Consider the following 18,057-nt stretch of genomic DNA (forward strand, 5'->3'; position numbering starts at 1 on the left):
ACCTTCGGTGGGTTCCGGTGCGGTCTGGTGGACCGCACGATGCACAGCGTGCCACGACGTGCCCTCGTCGCAGCCGGACTGGCTGTGCTCATTGCGCTCGCCGGTGGCCTGCCCGCCTGGGTGGCGCCCACCGTTGCTGCGTCGTGCTCGAGCTGGACCTCGCAATCGGTTCCGCCGACGACGATTCGCGTCTTCCGGCACGTGACCGGCGCCGTCGAGACCGTCGACTTTCGGGCCTACACCAAGAACGTTCTGTCGCGCGAGTGGATCGGATCCTGGACCACCGAGTCAATGCGCTCTGGCGCACTGGCGGTCAAGCACTACGCCTGGTACCAGGTGCTGCACTGGCGCGGTTGGATCAACAGCGCGGGTGCCTGCTTCGACGTGCGGGACGACACCTACGACCAGGTCTATGACCCGACCAAGGCGACATGGAGCAGCGCCGCCGCCGCCGTGGACGCGACCTGGGGCACGCGCGTGCTCCGGAACGGGTCCATCTTCCCGACCTATTACAACGCCGGCAGCCCCTACGAGGCGTGCGGCGTGAACACCACCGGCTGGAAGCTGTGGCAATGGGGCTCGCAGGCCTGCGGACTGGCCGGCAAGACCGCCGCCCAGATCATGCTCATCTACTATTACCCGGGCGTGACCGTCAGCGGGGCCCCCGCGGCCAGCTCGTCGCCGGTCCCCTCACCCAGCCCGAGCCCTGCCCCCACGCCACCTCCCGCTCCGACCGACACGCCGGTGCCGGGGTCAGCCACGCCGTCTGCGACGCCAGCATCCACGCCGTCACCAACGGTCACACCGCCGCCCGCGCCGACCGCCGCGCCAACTCCCACGCCGATGCCGACCCCACCGCCCACCCAGCAGCTGCCCGGCGGCGGGCAGACTGGCGTGGTGGGTGCCGCGGCTCCCCCTCCGCCGCCCGCGGTCGATCCCTCGCCGGTCGTCGTGCAGGCCGGAGATCCGACCGCGCTGGCCGCATTCGCTCACGGAACGGCAACCGACATCGCCGGCTTCGTGACCGAGGTCGACGGGCCGGATCGGCGCCTGGCCGGCTTCCGCTCGCAATGGGGGGCCGCTGCCGAGCGCCTCCTGACCTCACTCACCCGTGGCTTTGCCGCACACGGCGGGCTCGTGCTCAGGTTCCCGGGCGCATCCTAGCCAGCGCCGCCTTCGGCCGGCCCCAGGTTGGCCATCACCAGCTCGGCCGCGGCCACGTCCTGGATCGCCAGCCCCACGCTCTTGAAGACGGTGATGGCCGATGGATCGCGCGTCACCGCCCAGCCGCGGTCGATGGTGCCGATCTCGACGAACCCGTCAGCGGCCAGCAGCCCTGCGTCAATTGCGGCAACTAGGTCTCCAGCTTCCTCGAGCGCAGCCTCGCGCGAGTCGACCGCCACCAGCGCAGCGGCGGCGAAGATCTCCGGCGGCAGCTCGATCATCCCCTTCTGGAAGCTCCCAACCGCGCTGACATGGGTCCCCGGCGAGACCCACTCGGCCGAGAAGACCGGTTCGAACGAGGTGGTCGCACAGCAGATCACGTCGGCGCCGCGCACCGCCGCCTCCGCTGACTGGGCGGCGAGGACACGGACGTCCGCTCCCAGCTCCTTCGCCAGGCTCGCCGCGAAGGCCTCACGACTCGAGCCGGTGCGCGAGAAGATCCGCACCTCGCTGATCTCCCTCGCCGCCATCACTGCCCGCACCTGCCAGGCGGCCTGAGCCCCGACCCCGAATAGCGCCAGCACCCGCGCGTCGAGTCGCGACAGCAGGCGGGTGCTGACTCCCGACGCCGCACCCGTGCGCATGGCCGTCAGGGCAGGCCCGTCCAGGATGGCGAGCGGCTCACCCGAGTGGGCGTCAAACCACGCGACCAGCGCCTGGATAGTCGGCAACCCGCGGGCGGCGTTGGCGGGCATGACCGTCACGAGCTTCACCGATGCGCCGGCCCCGCCGTCGCGCAGGCCGGGCATCAGGAGCAGGTCGCCCCCAGCCATCGGAATCCGGGACCGGATCGGCGACCGATCGCGGCCCGCCGCGACGTCCCGGTATGCATCCTCGACGGCGTCGAGCAGCTGGGGCATCGGAGCCGCGGCGCGGACCTGGTCGGCGTCGATGATTCGCATGAGCGGATCCTAGTCGCCGGGCCGGCGCCATACCGGCCGAGCGAATGCGATCCAGCCAATGGCGGCGATCGCCGCCAGGCCAACCACAGTCCAGGTCGTGGCCGCGGGCGAGAACCGCTCGGCCAGGAAGCCGGCGACCAGCGTCGACAGGGTCATCGTCAGTGTGACCAGCCCGTAATCGAAGCTGAAGACGCGGCCGCGGATGGCATCGGGCGCCGCCCGCTGCAGCCCGTAGGAGGAGAGGGTCCACTGCGCGCCGCCGCCCAGGTGACCGGCAAAGACCGCGAGTGCGGCGAGCGGAAGAATCGGCGCCAACGGAAGGAGCCCATAGCTGACCGCGAAGATGGCGAACGAGGCCGCGATGCCCCCGATCAGTCCGCGCTCGCTGACGCCGACGATCGACCGGACCAGGAAGGGACCGATGAACGCGCCAAGCCCGCGGGCGGCGAACAGGATCCCGATCCCGGCGTCGCCCGCTTTGAAGACGTCGCGACCGAAGACCGCCAGCAGCACGATGACGCCGGCGCCCACCCCGAACGTGGTCTTCGACAGGAGGAGGGCTGCCAGGGTCCGGTTGCCACGCGCGAAGCGCAGGACCAAGCGGATCGACTCGGCCACACCTCCACGCTCACGATGTCGCGGCGCCGCCGCTGGCAGACCTCCGCTCGCTGCCCGAAAGGACCGCCGGATGCCAAGGATCAGCAGTGCTGAGGCCGCGAACGATGCCGCGTTGACGGCGAAGGCGACATCCCGCCCCAGCGTGGCGGCGACGAGCCCTCCGAGAGCCGCGCCCACCGCCAGCATCGTGCCCCATGCGGACCCGATCAGGACGTTCGCCTCGGCCAGCTCGCTCTCCTCGACGAGGTTCGGGAGCGAGGCCGAGCTTGTCGGCTCGAAGACCGCGGCGCCCAACGAGAGCAGGGCTGCGGCCACGAAGGCGATCCATAGCGTGTCGGGGTCCCGCGCCAGCAGGAACGCCAACGCCACCGGGACGCGCGCGACATCGGCGACGATCATCAGGCGACGCCGGTCATAACGGTCCGCCAGGACGCCGGCGAGCGGCGAGGCCAGCGCGAAGGCCCCGGTCTGGACCACCAGCAGCATCGATGCCACCGCCGGCGACCCGGTCAGCTGAAGGGCTAGGCCAAGCAGCGCCACCGTCGCGAACCAGTCCCCGGCGAAGCTGATCAGCTGGGCTGCAAAGAGCCGGGTGAAGGCGGGGTTGCCGCGCAGCAGGGTAAGGTACGGCCGCAGGCGCATGGGTCGGCATCATGCCATGGCGCCCCATCGACGAGGCCCGATTCCAATTGACCTGGTTCCCGATCCTGCTGTCGGCGCACGTACTGCTGGCGGTGTCATTGCTGGCACCGAGCCTCGCCATCCCATTCCTGCTGCGCCGGCAATCCGCAAGCGGCGAGCCGAGCACGATCGTGCGACTGCTTGCCAGCCTGCAGGGCACCGGCAGCGTGGTGATCGCCATCGGCCTGGCATTGACCGGCGTGGGCCTGGTGCTCAGCCTCGGGACCGAGATCCTGACCCAGCCGTGGCTGCTCGTCGCGTTGGGGGTCTACGCCGCGAATCTGCTGGTTGCGGCCTTCCTCTCGCGGCCCCATCTGCGGCGACTGATGAGGGTGCGCGAGCCGGAGTCTGAGGGATGGCGGCGGCAGGCAAAGAGTGCCCGCTATATGGCCTATGCGATGGCGGTCGCCACTGGCCTGATCGGCTTCCTGATGAGCACCAAACCGACCCTTTGGTGAACGGTCAGAACAGCTGCGGAATGGGCAGCGGCCTGTCGAATATCCAGAAGAGCCCGGCCACGATCAGCAGGACCGCCACCACGAAGACAGCGAACCAGCGCAGAACGTCCCACATGCCCTCGGCTCCCGTGCGGCTGAAGTGCGACCCGCCCCCTAGCGATCGGCCATCGGATTCTATCAGCGCCTAGAATCCCGCCCGTGACCCTGCGCCTGTTCGATGCTCAACGGGGCGAGCTCGTGCCTTTCGCCCCCATCGGCCCCGGTCCGGTGGGCCTGTACGTGTGCGGCGTGACCCCGTACGACACCGGCCACCTGGGGCATGCGTTTACGTACCTGAGCTTCGACGTCCTGCATCGGTACCTGGAGTACCTCGGCCACCGGGTGGTCTACGTGCAGAACGTGACCGATGTCGACGACGACATGCTGCAGCGGGCCCGGGAAAGCGACGAGGACTACCTGGTCCTTGGCAACCGCCACCTGACCACCTTCCTGGCCGAGATGGCGGCCCTCAACTGGCTGCCGCCCGACCGATTACCGCGCGCGACCGAGCACATCCCGCAGATGCTCGACCAGATCGAACGGCTCGTGGCGAGCGGGCATGCCTATCCCGCCGATGGGCACGTCTACTTCAGCGTCAATTCCTGGCCGACGTACGGAGAGGTCTCAAAGCTGTCGCGCGACGAGATGCTGCCGCTGGCGCTGGAGCGCGGCAGCCGCCCGGAGATGCCGGGCCGACGCGATCCGCTCGACTTCGTGCTGTGGCAGCCATCGCTGTCGGATGAGCCCGCCTGGGAGTCGCCCTGGGGTCCCGGCCGGCCGGGCTGGCACATCGAGTGCTCCGCCATGAGCATTGCCTACCTCGGCAACCACTTCGAGATCCACGGCGGTGGGAGCGACCTGGCCTTTCCGCACCACGAGTCGGAGATCGCGCAGGCCGAGGCGGCGACCGGGCAGCGCCCGTTCGTCGAGTGGTGGATGCATGCCGGAATGGTCCGCTACGAGAACGACAAGATGAGCAAGTCGCTCGGCAATCTCGTCTTGGTGCGTGATCTCCTACGCTCCTTCAGCGGCGACGCGATCCGGCTGTACCTGGTCAGCCACCATTACCGAACCGAAGTCACCTTCCGCCTGGCCGATCTGGAGGCCGCTGCCGTTACGGCCGCGCACCTGCGCATGGCGAATCTCGTGGCAGACCAGGGTGACGCTGATCCCGCATCTCTCAGCCCCGTCGTACGCCAGCACCGTGACCGCTTCCTGCAGGCCATGGACAACGACCTGGACACGCCATCGGCGATCCCGCAGCTCGTCGCACTGGCCACCCTCGCGCTCGAGGCGCCCGAGCTCGCCGCGCGGGAGGAGGCGAGTCGAGTCGTCCGCGAGCTTGGGGCCGGGATCCTGGGGCTGCGGCTCGCGGCCGCCTCGAGCCTGCCCGAGATGGGCGAAGCGGTCGGGACGTGACGCTGCCGACCGACGACGAGATGGTCCCGGTCAGCGTCCGCCTCGGCGCGGTCGTCCCGCCCGATGACCCGGAGGACTGGACGCGCCCGCTGACCTGGGTGGCCGCGGTGGGGATGCTGGCGGCGCCGGCGGTTGCCGTGGCCTGGTACGCGGTGGCGGCCCCGCATGACGGGACGCGACTCACCGCAGGGACGTGGGCAGTGGCGGCCACGCTGGTGGTCGGCGCTGCCGCGGCCGGTGCCACCCAGATCGGGCGGCTACGGGCCTTCACCGGCACCCTTGGCGCCGCGCTGCTTGGCGCCGTGCTCGTCGTAGGGGTGGGTGCGGTGAGTGCCGGCGAGCGGCAGCTCGGCTCGGCGCCGCCCACCCTGGCACATTCGCTGGCAAGCGCCGTGGCCGGGCTGGCGGGTGCGCTGCCGGCGGCGGTGGGGGGCGGACTGACGGCGCGATCCTGGCCTCGGCTGCGACGTGGCGCGCTGGCTGCCGCAATCGGGGTGTTCGTGACGGCGATGGTCCTGCCCCGGCTCTTCTAGCCGGCGGCGGCCCTGGCCTGGTTCGACCGATAGGTCCGCGAGTTGTCCGCCTAGCCACTCCCCTTGCGGCTCAGCCGGTCGGCCAGGCCGCCAGCCATGAGCGCCAGCCCCAGGAGGATGATGACCAGCGATCCGACCAGCCGGAACGCGTCCCCGCCGAAGGCCGTGGCGAACGCCAGGTAGGCGATCGCCGCCCCCACCGCCATCCCGGACCCGATCCACTTGAAAGCGGGCAAGTCGGCGATCCAGCCGGCCGCGTAGAGGCCGATCCCGATCGAGAACGGGATCACTGTCCAAAGGTAGGACCAGGCCAGCCATCGGTCGTTGAGGCTGGTGTATAGAAGCGCACCACCAACCCCTGCCAGGAACGCGCCAGGGATGACCATCCCGGCTCGCAGCCGCCGATTCGGCCCCGGCAGACCGGCTGGCACCAGGAAGAAGGCCGACAGGACAATCACCATTGCGGGCCACCAATCGAGCAGCTCCTCGCTGATGCCGAGCCCCGAGAACCAGTTCCCGATCGGCTCGCTGGCGAGCACGAGGAGCCCGATCACGAGCAGCATCAGCCCCAGCAGCAGCTCGACGGCCCGACTCATGGCGGCCTACATCTCCCCTTCGAAGGCTGGCTGAGGCATGCGCAGCGGACGATCCTTACGGTAGCCAAGCAGGTAGTCGGCCTGCATCAGGGTGTGGATCTGGCTGGTCCCCTCGTAGATCACGGAGCCCTTGCTATTGCGCAGGTAGCGCTCGACCGGGTATTCGTCGCTGTAGCCGTACGCGCCGTGGATCTGGATCGCATCCAGCGCGCTCTCCACCGCATGGTCGGTGCAGAACCACTTGGCGAGCCCCGTCTCCCGGGTGTTTCGTTCGCCCCGGTTCTTCTTCCAGCCGGCCTTGAAGACGAGAAGCCGCCCCGCCTCGATGCCGGCGTACATCTTCGACAGCATCTGCTTGACCAGCTGGTGGCGGCCGATCTCCTCGCCAAAGGCCTTGCGCTCGTGCGCGTACTTGACCGATGCCTCCAGGCAGGCCCGCGCCAGCCCGACCGATCCGGCCGCCACCGTGTAGCGCCCCTGGTCGATCGCGCTCATGGCGATCGTGAACCCCTCGCCTTCCTCGCCGACCCGGTTCTCGAGCGGGACCTCGCAGTCGGAGAAGGTGAGGATGCCCGTATTGCCGGCGCGAACGCCGAGCTTGCCGTGCAACGATTCTGTCGAGAAGCCAGGATAGCCGCGCTCGACGATGAAGGCGGTGATGCCCTTGTGGCCGGCGCTCTTGTCGACCGTGGCGAAGACCAGGAAGTTGTCGGCGGTATCGGCCAGGCTGATCCAGACCTTGCTGCCGTTGAGGAGATAGCCGTCGCCGTTCCGTCGAGCGGTGGTGGACAGATTGGCCGCATCACTGCCGACCCCCGGCTCGGTCAATCCGAAGGTGGCCAGCTTCTCGCCACGTGCCTGGGGGACCAGGTAGCGCTGCTTCTGGTCCTCGCTGGCCCATTGCAGGAGAGTCAGGGAGTTCAGCCCGGTGTGGACCGAGAGGATGACCCGGAACGCGGTGTCCGCCCGCTCCATCTCCTCGCACAGCAGAGCGAATGCGATGTAATCCATGCCGGTGCCGCCATAGCGCTCGGGGATCGGCAGCCCGAGCAAGCCGGCGGCCCCCATCTTCTCGTACAGCGAGCGGTCGTAGGTCGAGGTCGAGTCGAGCTCGTGGATCCGCGGCAGGATCTCGCGCTCGGCAAAGGCGCGCGAGGTGCGCTGGACGTCGCGCTGTGCATCGGTCAGGGAAAAGTCGATCATGCGGCTCGGATTCTAGCCGTCCAGGACGCCCATCCAGCCGCCCGTGGCGCGAATCCTGACTCACAGCGTAAGACTTCAATTGACGCGCAAACAGCGCTCGGCTAGCCTTCGAGTCGAAGCGCCGGGCCTACCCTTCAGTCCCCCTTCGCGCAGGGAGAACCCCTCTTGGACATCGGCTTCTTGACGACCGGGCTGCTCACCGGCCTCCGCGAGGGGGTCGAGGCGGCGCTCATCGTGAGCATCATCCTCGTCTACCTGGCACGCACCGGGAATGCCCGTCACTTCGGCCGTATCTGGCTCGGCGCCGGCGCCGCGATCGCGCTCAGCGCAGCGGTGGGCGCCGTCCTGTGGGTCAGCATCGGGGGCCTCTCCTCGCCCGCGGAGCAGTACTTCGAGGGGAGCGCCATGCTCCTCGCCGCCATCGTGGTGACCTGGATGCTCTTCTGGATGCGGCGCACCGCCGCCAACATCAAGGGCGAGCTTCATGCCGGCGTTGACCGGGCACTCACCGATGGCAGCGTCTGGGCCCTCTCGATCCTCGCCTTCACCGCAGTGGTGCGCGAGGGGATCGAGACGTCGCTCTTCCTGCTCGGGCAGGCCACCGCCGCCACGACCGAGGAGGCGGGGGCAGCGAGCACGCTGCTGGGGGCCTTAATCGGCATCCTGATCGCCGTTCTGCTCGGCTATGGGTTCTATCGCGGTGCGCGCGTGATCAACCTGGCACGGTTCTTCCGCTGGACCGGTGTGGCGCTGGTCTTCATCGCCGGCGGACTGGTCAGCCATGCGGCACACGAGTTCATCGACGCGGGGCTGATCGGTTTTGGCACCTCAACCGCCTTCAACATCAGCGCACTGCTGCCGCACGAGCCCGATGGCGGGAACCTGCTCGGGCAGATGCTGCGCGCGGTGTTCGGCTACACCAGCACACCGGAGTGGACGACGCTGCTCACCTGGGTCGTGTACGTCGTCGGCGTCCTGACCCTCTACCTGCAGCCGATGAAGCCGCAGAAACCGGCGCCAATCTCGAGCAGCCTGCCCGCCCCCGGGGCATGAACCCTATCCGCTTGCGGCACCGGTGACGCCCATGAAGGTCAGCATCTTACGCCACGCATCGACTGATGCGTCGGCATGCTCGCTCGAATGCCGATCGAAGAATGAATGGGGCGCTCCCGGATAGGTCACCGTGGTGTGGGCCACGCCCGCGCGATCCATCGCCTGTTCAAAGGCCTGGACTGCCTCGGGACCGATCCCCCGGTCCGCGCCGCCCGAGATCGCGAGCACCGGGCAGGTGAATCGCTGCGCCTCGTCGGCCGGAGCCGGCAGCCCCGCGCGGTTGGGTCCGACCGGCGGGCCGTAGAAGCCGATCACCCCCGCAGCGTCGATCGCGGACGCGGCCTGCAGGTAGCTCAGGCGCCCGCCGAAGCAGAAGCCGACGGTGTAGAGGCGCTGGACCGCTCCCCCGTCGACAGAGCGCAGGTGGGCTGCCGCTGCCGCGATGTCCGCGTTGAGCGTTTCGTGGCGCGTCAGCGGCACGTGGCTGGCGTAATCGAAGTCGGCACTGCGACGGCCCTCCCCGCGGTCCGGCTGAAGTAGTCGATGGCGATCGCGTCGACGCCCGCCTCCGCGAAGCGCAGGGTCAGCTCCTCAAAGAACGGGTGCAGACCGCGCACGTCCGGCAGGATGACGATCCCCGCCCTGCTCGGCGCGGCGGCACGAGCCGCGTAGGCCGCCATCCGGGTTCCGTCCCCGGAGGTGAGCGTCAGCTCGCCCGCATCGAGTGCGGCGCCGCTGATCGGGGGGAGCGGAGGTCGAGCATCGGCGTCGCAGCACATGCCCTTCAGCCCGGCTGCTGGATCGCCACGTAGGTCCCCAGGACCAGGACAGCCGCAATCAGCAGGTACGCGCTGGCGCGCAGCGACGGCGGGAGGCGTTGGGCGAGCAGCGATCCGTCGGGCGCACGCCACATGCCGCCCAGGGTCGGCACGTTGGCAGGGGCCAGCAGCAGTCCGATCACTCCGCCTACCACCAATCCGCCGACGTGGCCCGTCCAGCTGATGAACGGGATGGTGAAGGTGATGATCAGGTTCAGGACCAGGAGGGTGCCGACCCGGGACAGCACGGCCCTGGCCTGCGGCCCCAGCAGCAGGTGGCGCCTGCGCGAGACGATGAAGGCGAGCCCGAACAGGCCGAAGATGGCGCCGGATGCCCCGAGTGCCGGGACATTGGGCGCGAGGAGGATGGTCAATACGTTGCCGCCCAGGGCGCAGAGCAGGTAGATGACGGCGAACTCAACGTGCCCGTACATCTGCTCCATGATCGGCCCGAAGAGCCACAGGGCGTACATGTTGAAGGCGATGTGCAGGATCCCGAGGTGGAGGAAGGCGCCGGTGATCAGGCGCCACCACTCCCCGCCGGCGACCGCCGGCCCATAGACCGCGCCCGCTTCGGAGAGCGGGCCCGAGCCTCCGGTCAGCGAGAACCCGGACCCATTGGTTGTAAGGGCCGCGTCGACGAGGAAGACGGCCACGTTGATGGCCACGATCGCCCAGGTGACCCAGGCATGGTATGTGGCGTAGGCGCCCCTGGCCCGGTTGAACTGGCGCCGCGACGCGAAGTCGTGGCCGGTCTCCTTGAGGAGCCAGGCGATGCGGTTGGCGATCGCGCCGCGCTCCTCGTGCGGTGCGCGACGATCAGCCTCCCGGTAGGCGGCGACCGCCTCCTCCAGGTGGCCTTCGCGGACCTCCTGTTCGGCGACCTTGCGCCATCCCAGCCAGGCGCTGGACCCGCCTCGATCAGCCGCCTGCTGCCAGGCCGCGAGGGCGCCGGCCTCGTCGTCGAGGCGGTATCGGGCGTCGCCGATCGACAGCCAGGCGGCCGCGCTCAGCTCTGCGTCGGGGTGCCCGGTCAGCGGGGCGAGGATCTCCACCGCCGCGTCGAGGTCGCCTGCATCGAGGAGGCGCTGCCCCTCCGCGAGGCGCTGCTGCGGTTCATCGGCCATCTGTGCCCGCATTATCGTCGGAAACGAAACGACCGCCGAGAGATTGGCACCTCGGCGGTCGTGACGCGCCCCCTTGGCGGGAACGGGCCGTCCCGGCGTGAGCCGGGACCGGCATCAAATTGGCGCGGGTTACTTCGCGCGGCGGAGGAAGTCGAGCACGTCGTCGTAACGGAAACGTCGGTCGCCGCGCTTGCAGACCCGATAGAACGGGATCTCGCCGCGATCGCCGAGCCGCTTGACGGTGTTGACGTGCAGGTGGAGCAGGTCGGCGACCTCGGTCGCCGTGAGCAGCTTCCCTACCTCGTTGCTGATCATCTGCATCGGTTTCCCAGTGCTGTTGAAGCACGCGTGGACCGTTGAGGTGCGGAGCGCGCGGCTTCTGGCCGGATAGTAAGGTTGGGGTGGGCTGGGGAGCCCCGGTACTTTCGATCCGCCGACAGGGGTACTTCCGCGAATGCCCGTCTACGAGCGACACGTCTTCGTCTGCACTCGGGGAGAGTGGTGTCCCTCGGTGGACGGCGATGGCCTGGGCGTTCATGCCGCGCTCAAGTCCGCCGTACGCGCCACCGATCTCGCCGGGCGGGTGCGCGTCAACCACTCGGGCTGCTTCAGCCAGTGCGGCAATGGACCGATGGTCGTCGTCTATCCCGATGGAGTCTGGTACGCAGCGGTGACACCAGCCGACGTGGCCGAGATCGTGGAGAGCCACCTCATCGGCGACAAGCCGGTCGAGCGCCTCCGCTACGACCCGCCCGAGGTCGGCTCACACCAGCTCGAACGCGAGCCTGACGGCCGGCCGATCGGCCGAACCGCCCCATGGCCGGCGCGCGCCGACCGCTGACCGCTTGGTGACGGAGCAGCTGCCGGCCGAGGTGGCGCGGCTGCTCGAACAACGCGCCGCGGCCCGTGGATCGCGCGACTGGGCGACCGCCGACGCGCTCCGCGATCAGATCCGCGGCCTCGGCTGGGAGGCGGTCGATACGCCCGAGGGTTCAACCGCCCGGCCTGCGGCCCCAGCCCCGACGGCTGACCTGCCGAGCCTGCTCGAGGAGCGGGCGAGCCTGGACGCCGCAATCGTGGTCGTCGTGGACGACCACGCAGACGACCTGGTGCGGATGCTGCGCGGGCTGGCGGCCCACCCTCCGACGGTCGCCTGGGAGCTGCTGGTGGTGGCCAACTCCCCCGCGGACGAGGTCGAGCCTCTGCTCGCCGGGGCGTGGCCGCCGGATCAGTCGCTGCCGACACCGACCGTCCTGCCGATCACCACTCGACTCGGCTGGGCCGACGCGGTCAACCTGGGACTGCGACGCAGCCGAGGTGGCGTCACGATCATGCTTGACACATCACTGGAGCCGGTCGGCGACGTGGTCGGTCCGATCCTGGCTGCGTTCAGCGATCCGCAAGTCGGGATCGTCGGCGGCTGGGGCGTGACGAGCGCCGACGGGCGTGACTTCGTCGAGGCTCCGCCCGGTGAGGTCGACGCGATCGAGGCCTACTGCCTCGCCATTCGACGCGAGGCGCTCCGCGCGGTGGGTGGCTTCGATCCGCATTTCCGCTTCTACCGGCACGCCGACCTCGACCTCTCGTTCGCGGTCCGGGATGCCGGCTGGAAGACGCTCCGCACGGACCCGCTGCCGTTCGTGCGCCACGCACATCGTGGCTGGGAGGCGTACCCACCCGACGAGCGCGACCGGCTGAGCAAGCGCAACTTCTATCGGTTCCTCAAACGGTGGCGCGACCGCCCGGACCTCCTCTTGCGTCCTGGCTGGCGGTAGCCCTCCAGGCAGGTGCAGCCCTTCGGACCCACGATCGCGGCGTGCGGCGTGTCCGGCGGGAGGATGAAACCGTCACCGGGCTGCAGCTCGATCGCAACCGCATCGGCTCCGACCAGGAAGGTGATCGAGCCCGCCGCGCAGACCAGGAGCTTGGTGTATTCGTGGCTGTGCACGCCGTACCTGTCGCCTGGACCGTTCGACCAGGCGTGCGGCTCCGCTCCGGCGTCTCGCAGGCGCCTGGCCGCGCTGGCGGCGTCGGGCACCTCCGCGCGATCCCAGGGCAGGGGGACGAGGGGTGCCGGGACGGATCGGTCCATGATTCCCGTCAGCGAGTCATCCCCGTCGTCTCGCCGCCGATCCGCTGCGCGATGTAGACGGGGATGATGGACAGCAGGATGAGCACCAGCGCGACGACGTTGACCACCGGCAGCTCGTTTGGGCGCTGGATGCTGCGAAAGATGAACAGCGGAATCGTCTGGGTGCCCGGCCCGGCGGTGAAGTTGGTGACAATGATCTCGTCGAACGACAGCGCGAAGGCCAGCAGTCCCCCGGCCAGCAGCGCCGTCCGAATCGCCGGCAGAGTGATCCGCCGAAACGTCTGCCAGGTGTCAGCGCCGAGGTCGCCGGACGCCTCCTCGGCGGAGCGTGGCGTGCGCCGCAGGCGAGCGAGGACGTTGTTATACGCGACGACGACGCAGAAGGTCGCGTGGCCGACCACCACCGTCGCCAGACCGAATCGGACGTCAATGGTCTGGAATGTCGCCGACAGTGCGATCCCGGTGACGACGCCCGGCAGCGCGATTGGCAGGACCAGGAAGAACGAGACAGTCTCGCGACCGAAGAATGCGAAGCGCTGGACGCCAAGCGCCGCCAGTGTGCCGAGGACCAGGGCAATGGCGGTCGCCCCGGCAGCGGCCACAACGGACGAGGCGAACGCGCCCAGGACCTTGGGATTGGATGCCGCCTCGACGAACCACTGGAAGGTGAAGCCGGACGGCGGCCAGGTCTGCGAGATGGTCGGATTAAACGCGTAGATCGCAATCACCGCGAGCGGCACGTAGATGAAGAGCAGCACCAGCCCGGTTGCCAACCGAAGCGCGGCGCGGGTCAGGCGCGATTCCGTCATCGGCGCAGGCTCATCACAGCGACTCGAAGGCGCCCAAGCGCCTGGCAATGAGGAGGTACGCGACCACCACTGCCACCGGCACCAGCGAATATGCCGCGGCAAGCGGGAGGCTGCCGAGGCTCGAGTTGCTGTAGATGACGTTCCCGATGAACTGGGTGTTCGAGATGAGGTCCGGCACGATGTAATCGCCCAGGGTCAGCGAGAAGGTGAAGATCGACCCGGCCGCCACCCCGGGCAGCACCAGCGGCAGGACGACGCGTCGGAAGGTTGGGCCGGTGCGTCCGCCAAGGTCCGATGAGGCCTCGAGCAGGGAGTTCGGGATGCGTTCGATGGCGGCGAAGATCGGCAGGATCATGTACGGCAGCCACAGATAGGTCAGCACCAGCCACCCGCTGACCAGCGAGTCGAGGCCCGGGCCGTCGACGCCGAGCGGCGCCAGGAGCCAGTCGGCGAGCCCATTGCCGGCCAGGATCGTCCGCCAGGTGTAGATCTTGACCAGGTATGACGCCCAGAGCGGCATGAGCACCGCGACCACCAGGAACCGCCGCGTCGTCGGCGACGCGATGCGGGCCATGTAATAGGCGATCGGAAAACCGAATGCGATGCAGGTGAGCGTCACCAGGATCGCCATCCCGATGGTCCGAAAGGCGATGGTTCGATAGACGTCGACGGTGAACAGCGTGACGAAGGCGTCGAGGGTGAAGTTCGGGATGATCCGGCCGCTGAACGGATCGGACTCCCAGAAGGCGTTCAGAAGCAGGATCACCAGCGAGCCGAGGTAGACCAGGGAGAAGAAGGCCAGGGGCAGGGCGAGCAGAAGCGCAAGCTGAAGCCGAGGCCTGGCATGCAACCAGGCAGCCAGGCGCCGTCCGCGTCGGGAAGCTGCGGGGGGGTCGGTAGTCATCGACGTCGGGCCTTCGGGCATGCAATGAGAGCTCAGCGGAGAAATGTGGCTCCCCGGGGAGCGGACTCCCCGGGGAGCAACGGGTCATTCAGACCTCCGACCGCAACGATCAGGCGCCGGTGATCTCGGTCCAGGCGTTGGTCCAATCCTCGATGTTCTTGCAGGTCGTGACGCTGTCGTCGTCCCCGCAGTCGGTCCGCGGAGTGGTCCAGAACCAGACCTTCTCGAAGTACTCCTCGTCGGTGGCATGGAACGTGTCGCAATGCCCGGCATAGGCCCCGTCAAGGATCGTCTCGGCAGCGTCGCACGCTGCCTCGCTGGTCGGTGCCTCGCCGAAGTAGATGGTGGCCATCGCGCTCGTCTCAGGATCCGCCATCCAGTTCATCCATCGGTACATGCACCCCGGATGGGCCGCCTCCGACGAGATCATCCAGGTGTCTGACCATCCGGTCGAGCCCTCGTCGGGCAGGGTCACGGCGACCGGTGAATCGGTCAGGTTGTTGGCCTGGTACTGCCAGGTCGTCCCGACCACGGCATCGCCAGCGGCGAAGGACGTGATCTGCTCCGCGGCCGTCCCCCAGTAGATCGCGTGCTCGCTCTGCGCCGTGAGCAGGTCGACTGCCGCGTTGAACTGCTCCTCGTTGAGCTGGTAGGGATCGGTGATCCCAAGGTCGGGATCCTTCTGCATCAGGTGCAGCGCCGCGTCGGCGATGTAGATCAGATAGTTGTAGATGCTGACCTCACCGGAGTGGTCCGCTGCGCCCTCCCATACCGGATCCCAGCTGGTTGGCGCCTCCGGGAACTCATCGGTGTTGTAGAGCAGGAGGTTCGCGCCTCGGCCGTGCGGGACGCCGTACGGCACGCCGTCAACCGAGTTGTGCGGCTTGTTCTTGAGCGACTCGAAGATACCCTCGTAGTTGGGGATCAGAGCGATGTTGACCGGGGAGACGGTGCCCGCCTCGATCATCCGGTTCGTGGCGTCACCGGAGGCCGACACGCCGTCGTACTGGCCGGTGGCCATCAGGGACACCATGTTGGCGGAGTCCACGCCGTCAGTCGCGTTGACCTGGCAGCCGGTCTCGTCCTCGAATGGCGTGACCCAGTCGAATTCCGGGAAGTTCGCGCCGTCCTCGGCGTAGCCGACCCAGATGACCAGGTTGAGCTCGTCCTCGGCAGCGGGTAATTCAGTCAAGGCGCCGGACGGCACGTTGCTGCCGCAGGCGGCCAGGACAAGGCCGACGACGACCACGTAGGCCGGGGTGCGTAGGATCCTCATTGGCTGTCCATTCCCTCTCTCTTCCCCTCCGCGGCCTGGCCAACCGCCAGGCTCAACACGTGCTGCCGCTTCCAGAGCAGCCTGACCGGTCGTCCCTGGGCGGCAAGTGCCTCCATGGAGGAGGTCTGGAGGTTCTGCTGCGTGACGACCAGCTCGCCTCCAACGTCCAGGGCAACGATATATCGAGTGTCGGACCCCAGGTAGACCACTTCGCGCACACTGCCCAGGGCCGAGGCCTCGTCTGATTCGGCGACCTGATCCGGATCGGCGATCCGGATCTTCTCGGGCCGCACTGTGAAGGTCCCATCCTGACCGATGACGGCTCGCGCCGTCTCCCCCTTCAGCAGGTTCGAGGTTCCGACAAAGCCGGCCACGAAGGTCGTGGCGGGGTGCTCGTAGACGTCGGCCGGCGTTCCGATCTGCTCGATCGAGCCCCGATTGAAGACGGCCAGGCGGTTGCTCATGGTGAGCGCCTCCTCCTGGTCGTGGGTCACGTAGATGAAGGTGATGCCAACCTGGGCCTGGATCTCCTTGAGCTCGATCTGCATCTGTTCCCGCAGCTTGAGGTCGAGCGCGCCGAGCGGCTCGTCGAGGAGCAGCACCCGCGGCCGATTGACGAGAGCCCGAGCGAGCGCGACCCGCTGCCGCTGGCCGCCCGAGAGTTGAGCCGGACGGCGCTTCTCGTACCCCTCCAACCGCACCATGCGCAGCGCCTCGGTCGTGCGCGTCGCGCGCTCAGCGGCCGGCGTCTTGCGCACCATCAGCCCGTATCCGACGTTCTGGGCGACGGTCATGTGCGGGAAGAGCGCGTAGTCCTGGAACACCGTGTTCACGTCGCGGTCGAAGGGTGGGACGCCGGTCACATCCTTCCCGTGCAGCAGGATGCGCCCCTCGGTCGGCGTCTCGAAGCCGGCGATCATGCGCAAGGTGGTGGTCTTGCCGGACCCGGATGGACCGAGCATGGAGAAGAACTCACCGTCGCGGATCTCCAGGTCGATGCCGGAGACTGCCTCGACCTCGCCGAATCGCTTGACGAGGTGCTCGAGCGTGACCGCCGCAACGCGCTGCGGCGGGCCGGAGTGGGGTTGACCAGCGCGGGGTGTGCCCGCGGATGCGGTCATCGGTTGCGGGGCCACGAGCTCCCTTCGTGCGCCAAAGGTTTGGCGCACTCTGGCGGTCCCGCGGGCCGCATGTCAAGCCGTCGCGGAGCTGGCTGGTACATTCCGCGGCGACCGTATCTCGAGGTGTCTGATCGAACCTGGCGTCCTGCTCGGCGTGGGATCCGCGGCGGCCTGGGGCACCGGTGACTTTGCCGGCGGCCTGGCGGCGCGGCGTGCCGGCGGCCTGCTGGTCACCGGCGGGGCGCAGGTGGTCGGCTTCGTCCTTCTGCTCCTCGTAGTCGTGGTGCTGCGGCCCCCGCTGCGCGCCAGCTCGACGCTCCTGCTTGGCGCTGTCGGTGGCATCGCGGGGGGCCTGGGGCTGGCGGCCCTGTATCGCGCCCTGGGGATGGGGGCGATGGGACTCGTGTCCGCTCTCAGCGGGGTCGGTGGAGTGCTCATCCCGCTCGCCGTTGGGACGCTGGTGTGGGGCACCGTCATCCAGCCGGTGCAGCTGGTGGGCGTTGGCTGTGCGGTGCTGGCGATCGGCGCCGCGAGCGGCGCGACCACTCGCGGTGTGAGTCGCGAAGCGTTGCTTCTGGCGCTGACCGCCGCGCTCGGCTTCGGCCTCTGGTTCGTCTTCCTCGATCTCGCCGCAGAGCACGACCAGCTCTGGGCACTGGTCGCCAGCCGCGCCTCCGCATCGCTCGTGGTCGGCGGAAGCGCGCTGCTGAGGAGCGACCGCTCGCGCCTCCGGGAGGTTGCTCCTCTCGTCGGGCTCGCCGGGCTGCTGGACGTGGCAGCCAACGGCATGGTGGTGCTCGCCTTCGCGACTATCCCGGTCGGCATCGCGGCTGCCCTGTCCGGAACCTACCCGCTGGCGACGATGCTCCTGGCGCGGGCGCTCCTCGGCGAGGCGTTGCCGCGCCTGGGCGTGCTGGCTGTCGCCCTGGCCGTCATCGGGATCGTCTTCATTTCGCTCGGCGGCTGATCCAGCCGCTCTCAGGTTGGCCAGCCGCCCCCGGTGTGGGCGCCTGGCGCAGGCATCTTGCGTGACATCCGGGCTGCTCCGCGACGGCAACCGCCACGCCACGTCGTCCGGCGCGGATCGGTGCGTCGTCAGGAGACAGCCGCCGGCCTTACTGCCTGCTTATCAGCCGCTTACTCGGCGGGTATCATGGCCGGACCCCCCGCCGCCGATCACCACC

The 18,057-nt window shown here is 68.9% G+C and carries 21 protein-coding genes; 8 read left to right on the forward strand and 13 right to left on the reverse strand.

Features of this window, described 5'->3' with window-relative positions; translation table 11 throughout:
- Positions 1-48 precede the first annotated feature (48 nt).
- Positions 49-1,164, forward strand: coding sequence for a SpoIID/LytB domain-containing protein (locus WEB29_07990; protein MEX2136875.1), 1,116 nt, complete (start codon positions 49-51; stop codon positions 1,162-1,164).
- Here the strand turns inward: WEB29_07990 and WEB29_07995 are convergent.
- A complete protein-coding gene (locus tag WEB29_07995; GenBank protein ID MEX2136876.1) occupies positions 1,161-2,126 on the reverse strand; it encodes an ornithine cyclodeaminase family protein in 966 nt (321 codons plus the stop codon). The two genes, WEB29_07990 and WEB29_07995, sit on opposite strands and share 4 nt — an antisense overlap.
- Before the next feature lie 9 nt (positions 2,127-2,135).
- Positions 2,136-3,386, reverse strand: a complete 1,251-nt coding sequence (locus tag WEB29_08000) for an MFS transporter (protein MEX2136877.1) — start codon at positions 3,384-3,386, stop codon at positions 2,136-2,138.
- Between the two features lie 11 nt (positions 3,387-3,397).
- Here WEB29_08000 and WEB29_08005 point away from each other — a divergent pair, with 11 nt between their 5' ends.
- From WEB29_08005 to WEB29_08015, 3 genes are all read left to right on the forward strand, one after another.
- On the forward strand, positions 3,398-3,883 hold the full coding sequence (locus WEB29_08005) for a DUF2269 family protein (GenBank protein MEX2136878.1): 486 nt from the start codon (positions 3,398-3,400) through the stop codon (positions 3,881-3,883).
- A gap of 198 nt (positions 3,884-4,081) precedes the next feature.
- A complete protein-coding gene (cysS, locus tag WEB29_08010; GenBank protein MEX2136879.1) occupies positions 4,082-5,341 on the forward strand; it encodes a cysteine--tRNA ligase in 1,260 nt (419 codons plus the stop codon).
- The gene (locus tag WEB29_08015; GenBank protein MEX2136880.1) at positions 5,338-5,874 is read left to right on the forward strand and encodes a hypothetical protein; all 537 of its coding nucleotides are present in this window, start codon (positions 5,338-5,340) and stop codon (positions 5,872-5,874) included. The genes cysS and WEB29_08015 overlap by 4 nt, the downstream gene beginning before the upstream one ends.
- Positions 5,875-5,924: 50 nt before the next feature.
- Here the strand turns inward: WEB29_08015 and WEB29_08020 are convergent, their stop codons facing one another.
- Entirely contained in the window at positions 5,925-6,470 is a 546-nt protein-coding gene (locus WEB29_08020) for a hypothetical protein (GenBank protein MEX2136881.1), read from the reverse strand.
- A 6-nt stretch (positions 6,471-6,476) separates the two neighbouring features.
- Positions 6,477-7,673 carry an acyl-CoA dehydrogenase family protein gene (locus tag WEB29_08025; GenBank protein ID MEX2136882.1) on the reverse strand — a complete coding sequence of 399 codons (1,197 nt, stop codon included), beginning with the start codon at positions 7,671-7,673 and terminating at the stop codon, positions 6,477-6,479.
- A 165-nt stretch (positions 7,674-7,838) separates the two neighbouring features.
- Between WEB29_08025 and efeU the strand changes: the two genes are divergently transcribed.
- Positions 7,839-8,726 carry an iron uptake transporter permease EfeU gene (gene efeU, locus WEB29_08030; protein MEX2136883.1) on the forward strand — a complete coding sequence of 296 codons (888 nt, stop codon included), beginning with the start codon at positions 7,839-7,841 and terminating at the stop codon, positions 8,724-8,726.
- A 3-nt stretch (positions 8,727-8,729) separates the two neighbouring features.
- On the opposite strand, the gene WEB29_08035 is transcribed toward efeU, so the two are convergent.
- The 4 genes from WEB29_08035 to WEB29_08050 form a co-directional block, all read right to left on the reverse strand.
- Positions 8,730-9,206 (reverse strand): dienelactone hydrolase family protein, encoded by a 477-nt coding sequence (locus WEB29_08035; GenBank protein ID MEX2136884.1) that lies wholly within the window; start codon positions 9,204-9,206, stop codon positions 8,730-8,732.
- Positions 9,197-9,505 carry a dienelactone hydrolase family protein gene (locus WEB29_08040; GenBank protein ID MEX2136885.1) on the reverse strand — a complete coding sequence of 103 codons (309 nt, stop codon included), beginning with the start codon at positions 9,503-9,505 and terminating at the stop codon, positions 9,197-9,199. The genes WEB29_08035 and WEB29_08040 overlap by 10 nt, the downstream gene beginning before the upstream one ends.
- Positions 9,506-9,510: 5 nt before the next feature.
- On the reverse strand, positions 9,511-10,671 hold the full coding sequence (locus WEB29_08045) for a rhomboid family intramembrane serine protease (GenBank protein ID MEX2136886.1): 1,161 nt from the start codon (positions 10,669-10,671) through the stop codon (positions 9,511-9,513).
- A 129-nt stretch (positions 10,672-10,800) separates the two neighbouring features.
- Positions 10,801-10,992 carry a helix-turn-helix domain-containing protein gene (locus WEB29_08050; GenBank protein ID MEX2136887.1) on the reverse strand — a complete coding sequence of 64 codons (192 nt, stop codon included), beginning with the start codon at positions 10,990-10,992 and terminating at the stop codon, positions 10,801-10,803.
- A gap of 133 nt (positions 10,993-11,125) precedes the next feature.
- On the opposite strand from WEB29_08050, the gene WEB29_08055 reads away from it, so the two are divergent.
- Together WEB29_08055 and WEB29_08060 are read left to right on the forward strand one after the other, a co-directional pair.
- Positions 11,126-11,512 (forward strand): (2Fe-2S) ferredoxin domain-containing protein, encoded by a 387-nt coding sequence (locus WEB29_08055; GenBank protein MEX2136888.1) that lies wholly within the window; start codon positions 11,126-11,128, stop codon positions 11,510-11,512.
- Positions 11,513-11,519: 7 nt separating this feature from the next.
- Positions 11,520-12,446 (forward strand): glycosyltransferase, encoded by a 927-nt coding sequence (locus WEB29_08060; GenBank protein ID MEX2136889.1) that lies wholly within the window; start codon positions 11,520-11,522, stop codon positions 12,444-12,446.
- On the opposite strand, the gene WEB29_08065 is transcribed toward WEB29_08060, so the two are convergent.
- The 5 genes from WEB29_08065 to WEB29_08085 form a co-directional block, all read right to left on the reverse strand.
- The gene (locus WEB29_08065) at positions 12,383-12,763 is read right to left on the reverse strand and encodes an AraC family ligand binding domain-containing protein (GenBank protein MEX2136890.1); all 381 of its coding nucleotides are present in this window, start codon (positions 12,761-12,763) and stop codon (positions 12,383-12,385) included. The two genes, WEB29_08060 and WEB29_08065, sit on opposite strands and share 64 nt — an antisense overlap.
- An 8-nt stretch (positions 12,764-12,771) precedes the next feature.
- Complete coding sequence (locus WEB29_08070) at positions 12,772-13,572, reverse strand: ABC transporter permease (GenBank protein ID MEX2136891.1); 801 nt, start codon at positions 13,570-13,572, stop codon at positions 12,772-12,774.
- A 13-nt stretch (positions 13,573-13,585) separates the two neighbouring features.
- The gene (locus WEB29_08075) at positions 13,586-14,476 is read right to left on the reverse strand and encodes an ABC transporter permease (protein ID MEX2136892.1); all 891 of its coding nucleotides are present in this window, start codon (positions 14,474-14,476) and stop codon (positions 13,586-13,588) included.
- A 109-nt stretch (positions 14,477-14,585) separates the two neighbouring features.
- Entirely contained in the window at positions 14,586-15,752 is a 1,167-nt protein-coding gene (locus tag WEB29_08080) for an extracellular solute-binding protein (GenBank protein MEX2136893.1), read from the reverse strand.
- Positions 15,749-16,873: an ABC transporter ATP-binding protein gene (locus tag WEB29_08085; GenBank protein MEX2136894.1), complete on the reverse strand. Its 1,125-nt coding sequence runs from the start codon at positions 16,871-16,873 to the stop codon at positions 15,749-15,751. The genes WEB29_08080 and WEB29_08085 overlap by 4 nt, the downstream gene beginning before the upstream one ends.
- Before the next feature lie 154 nt (positions 16,874-17,027).
- Here WEB29_08085 and WEB29_08090 point away from each other — a divergent pair, with 154 nt between their 5' ends.
- Complete coding sequence (locus WEB29_08090; GenBank protein MEX2136895.1) at positions 17,028-17,840, forward strand: EamA family transporter; 813 nt, start codon at positions 17,028-17,030, stop codon at positions 17,838-17,840.
- Positions 17,841-18,057 lie beyond the last annotated feature (217 nt).

Source organism: Chloroflexota bacterium, from assembly GCA_040902225.1.
Classification (GTDB): Bacteria; Chloroflexota; Limnocylindria; order QHBO01; family QHBO01; genus CF-167.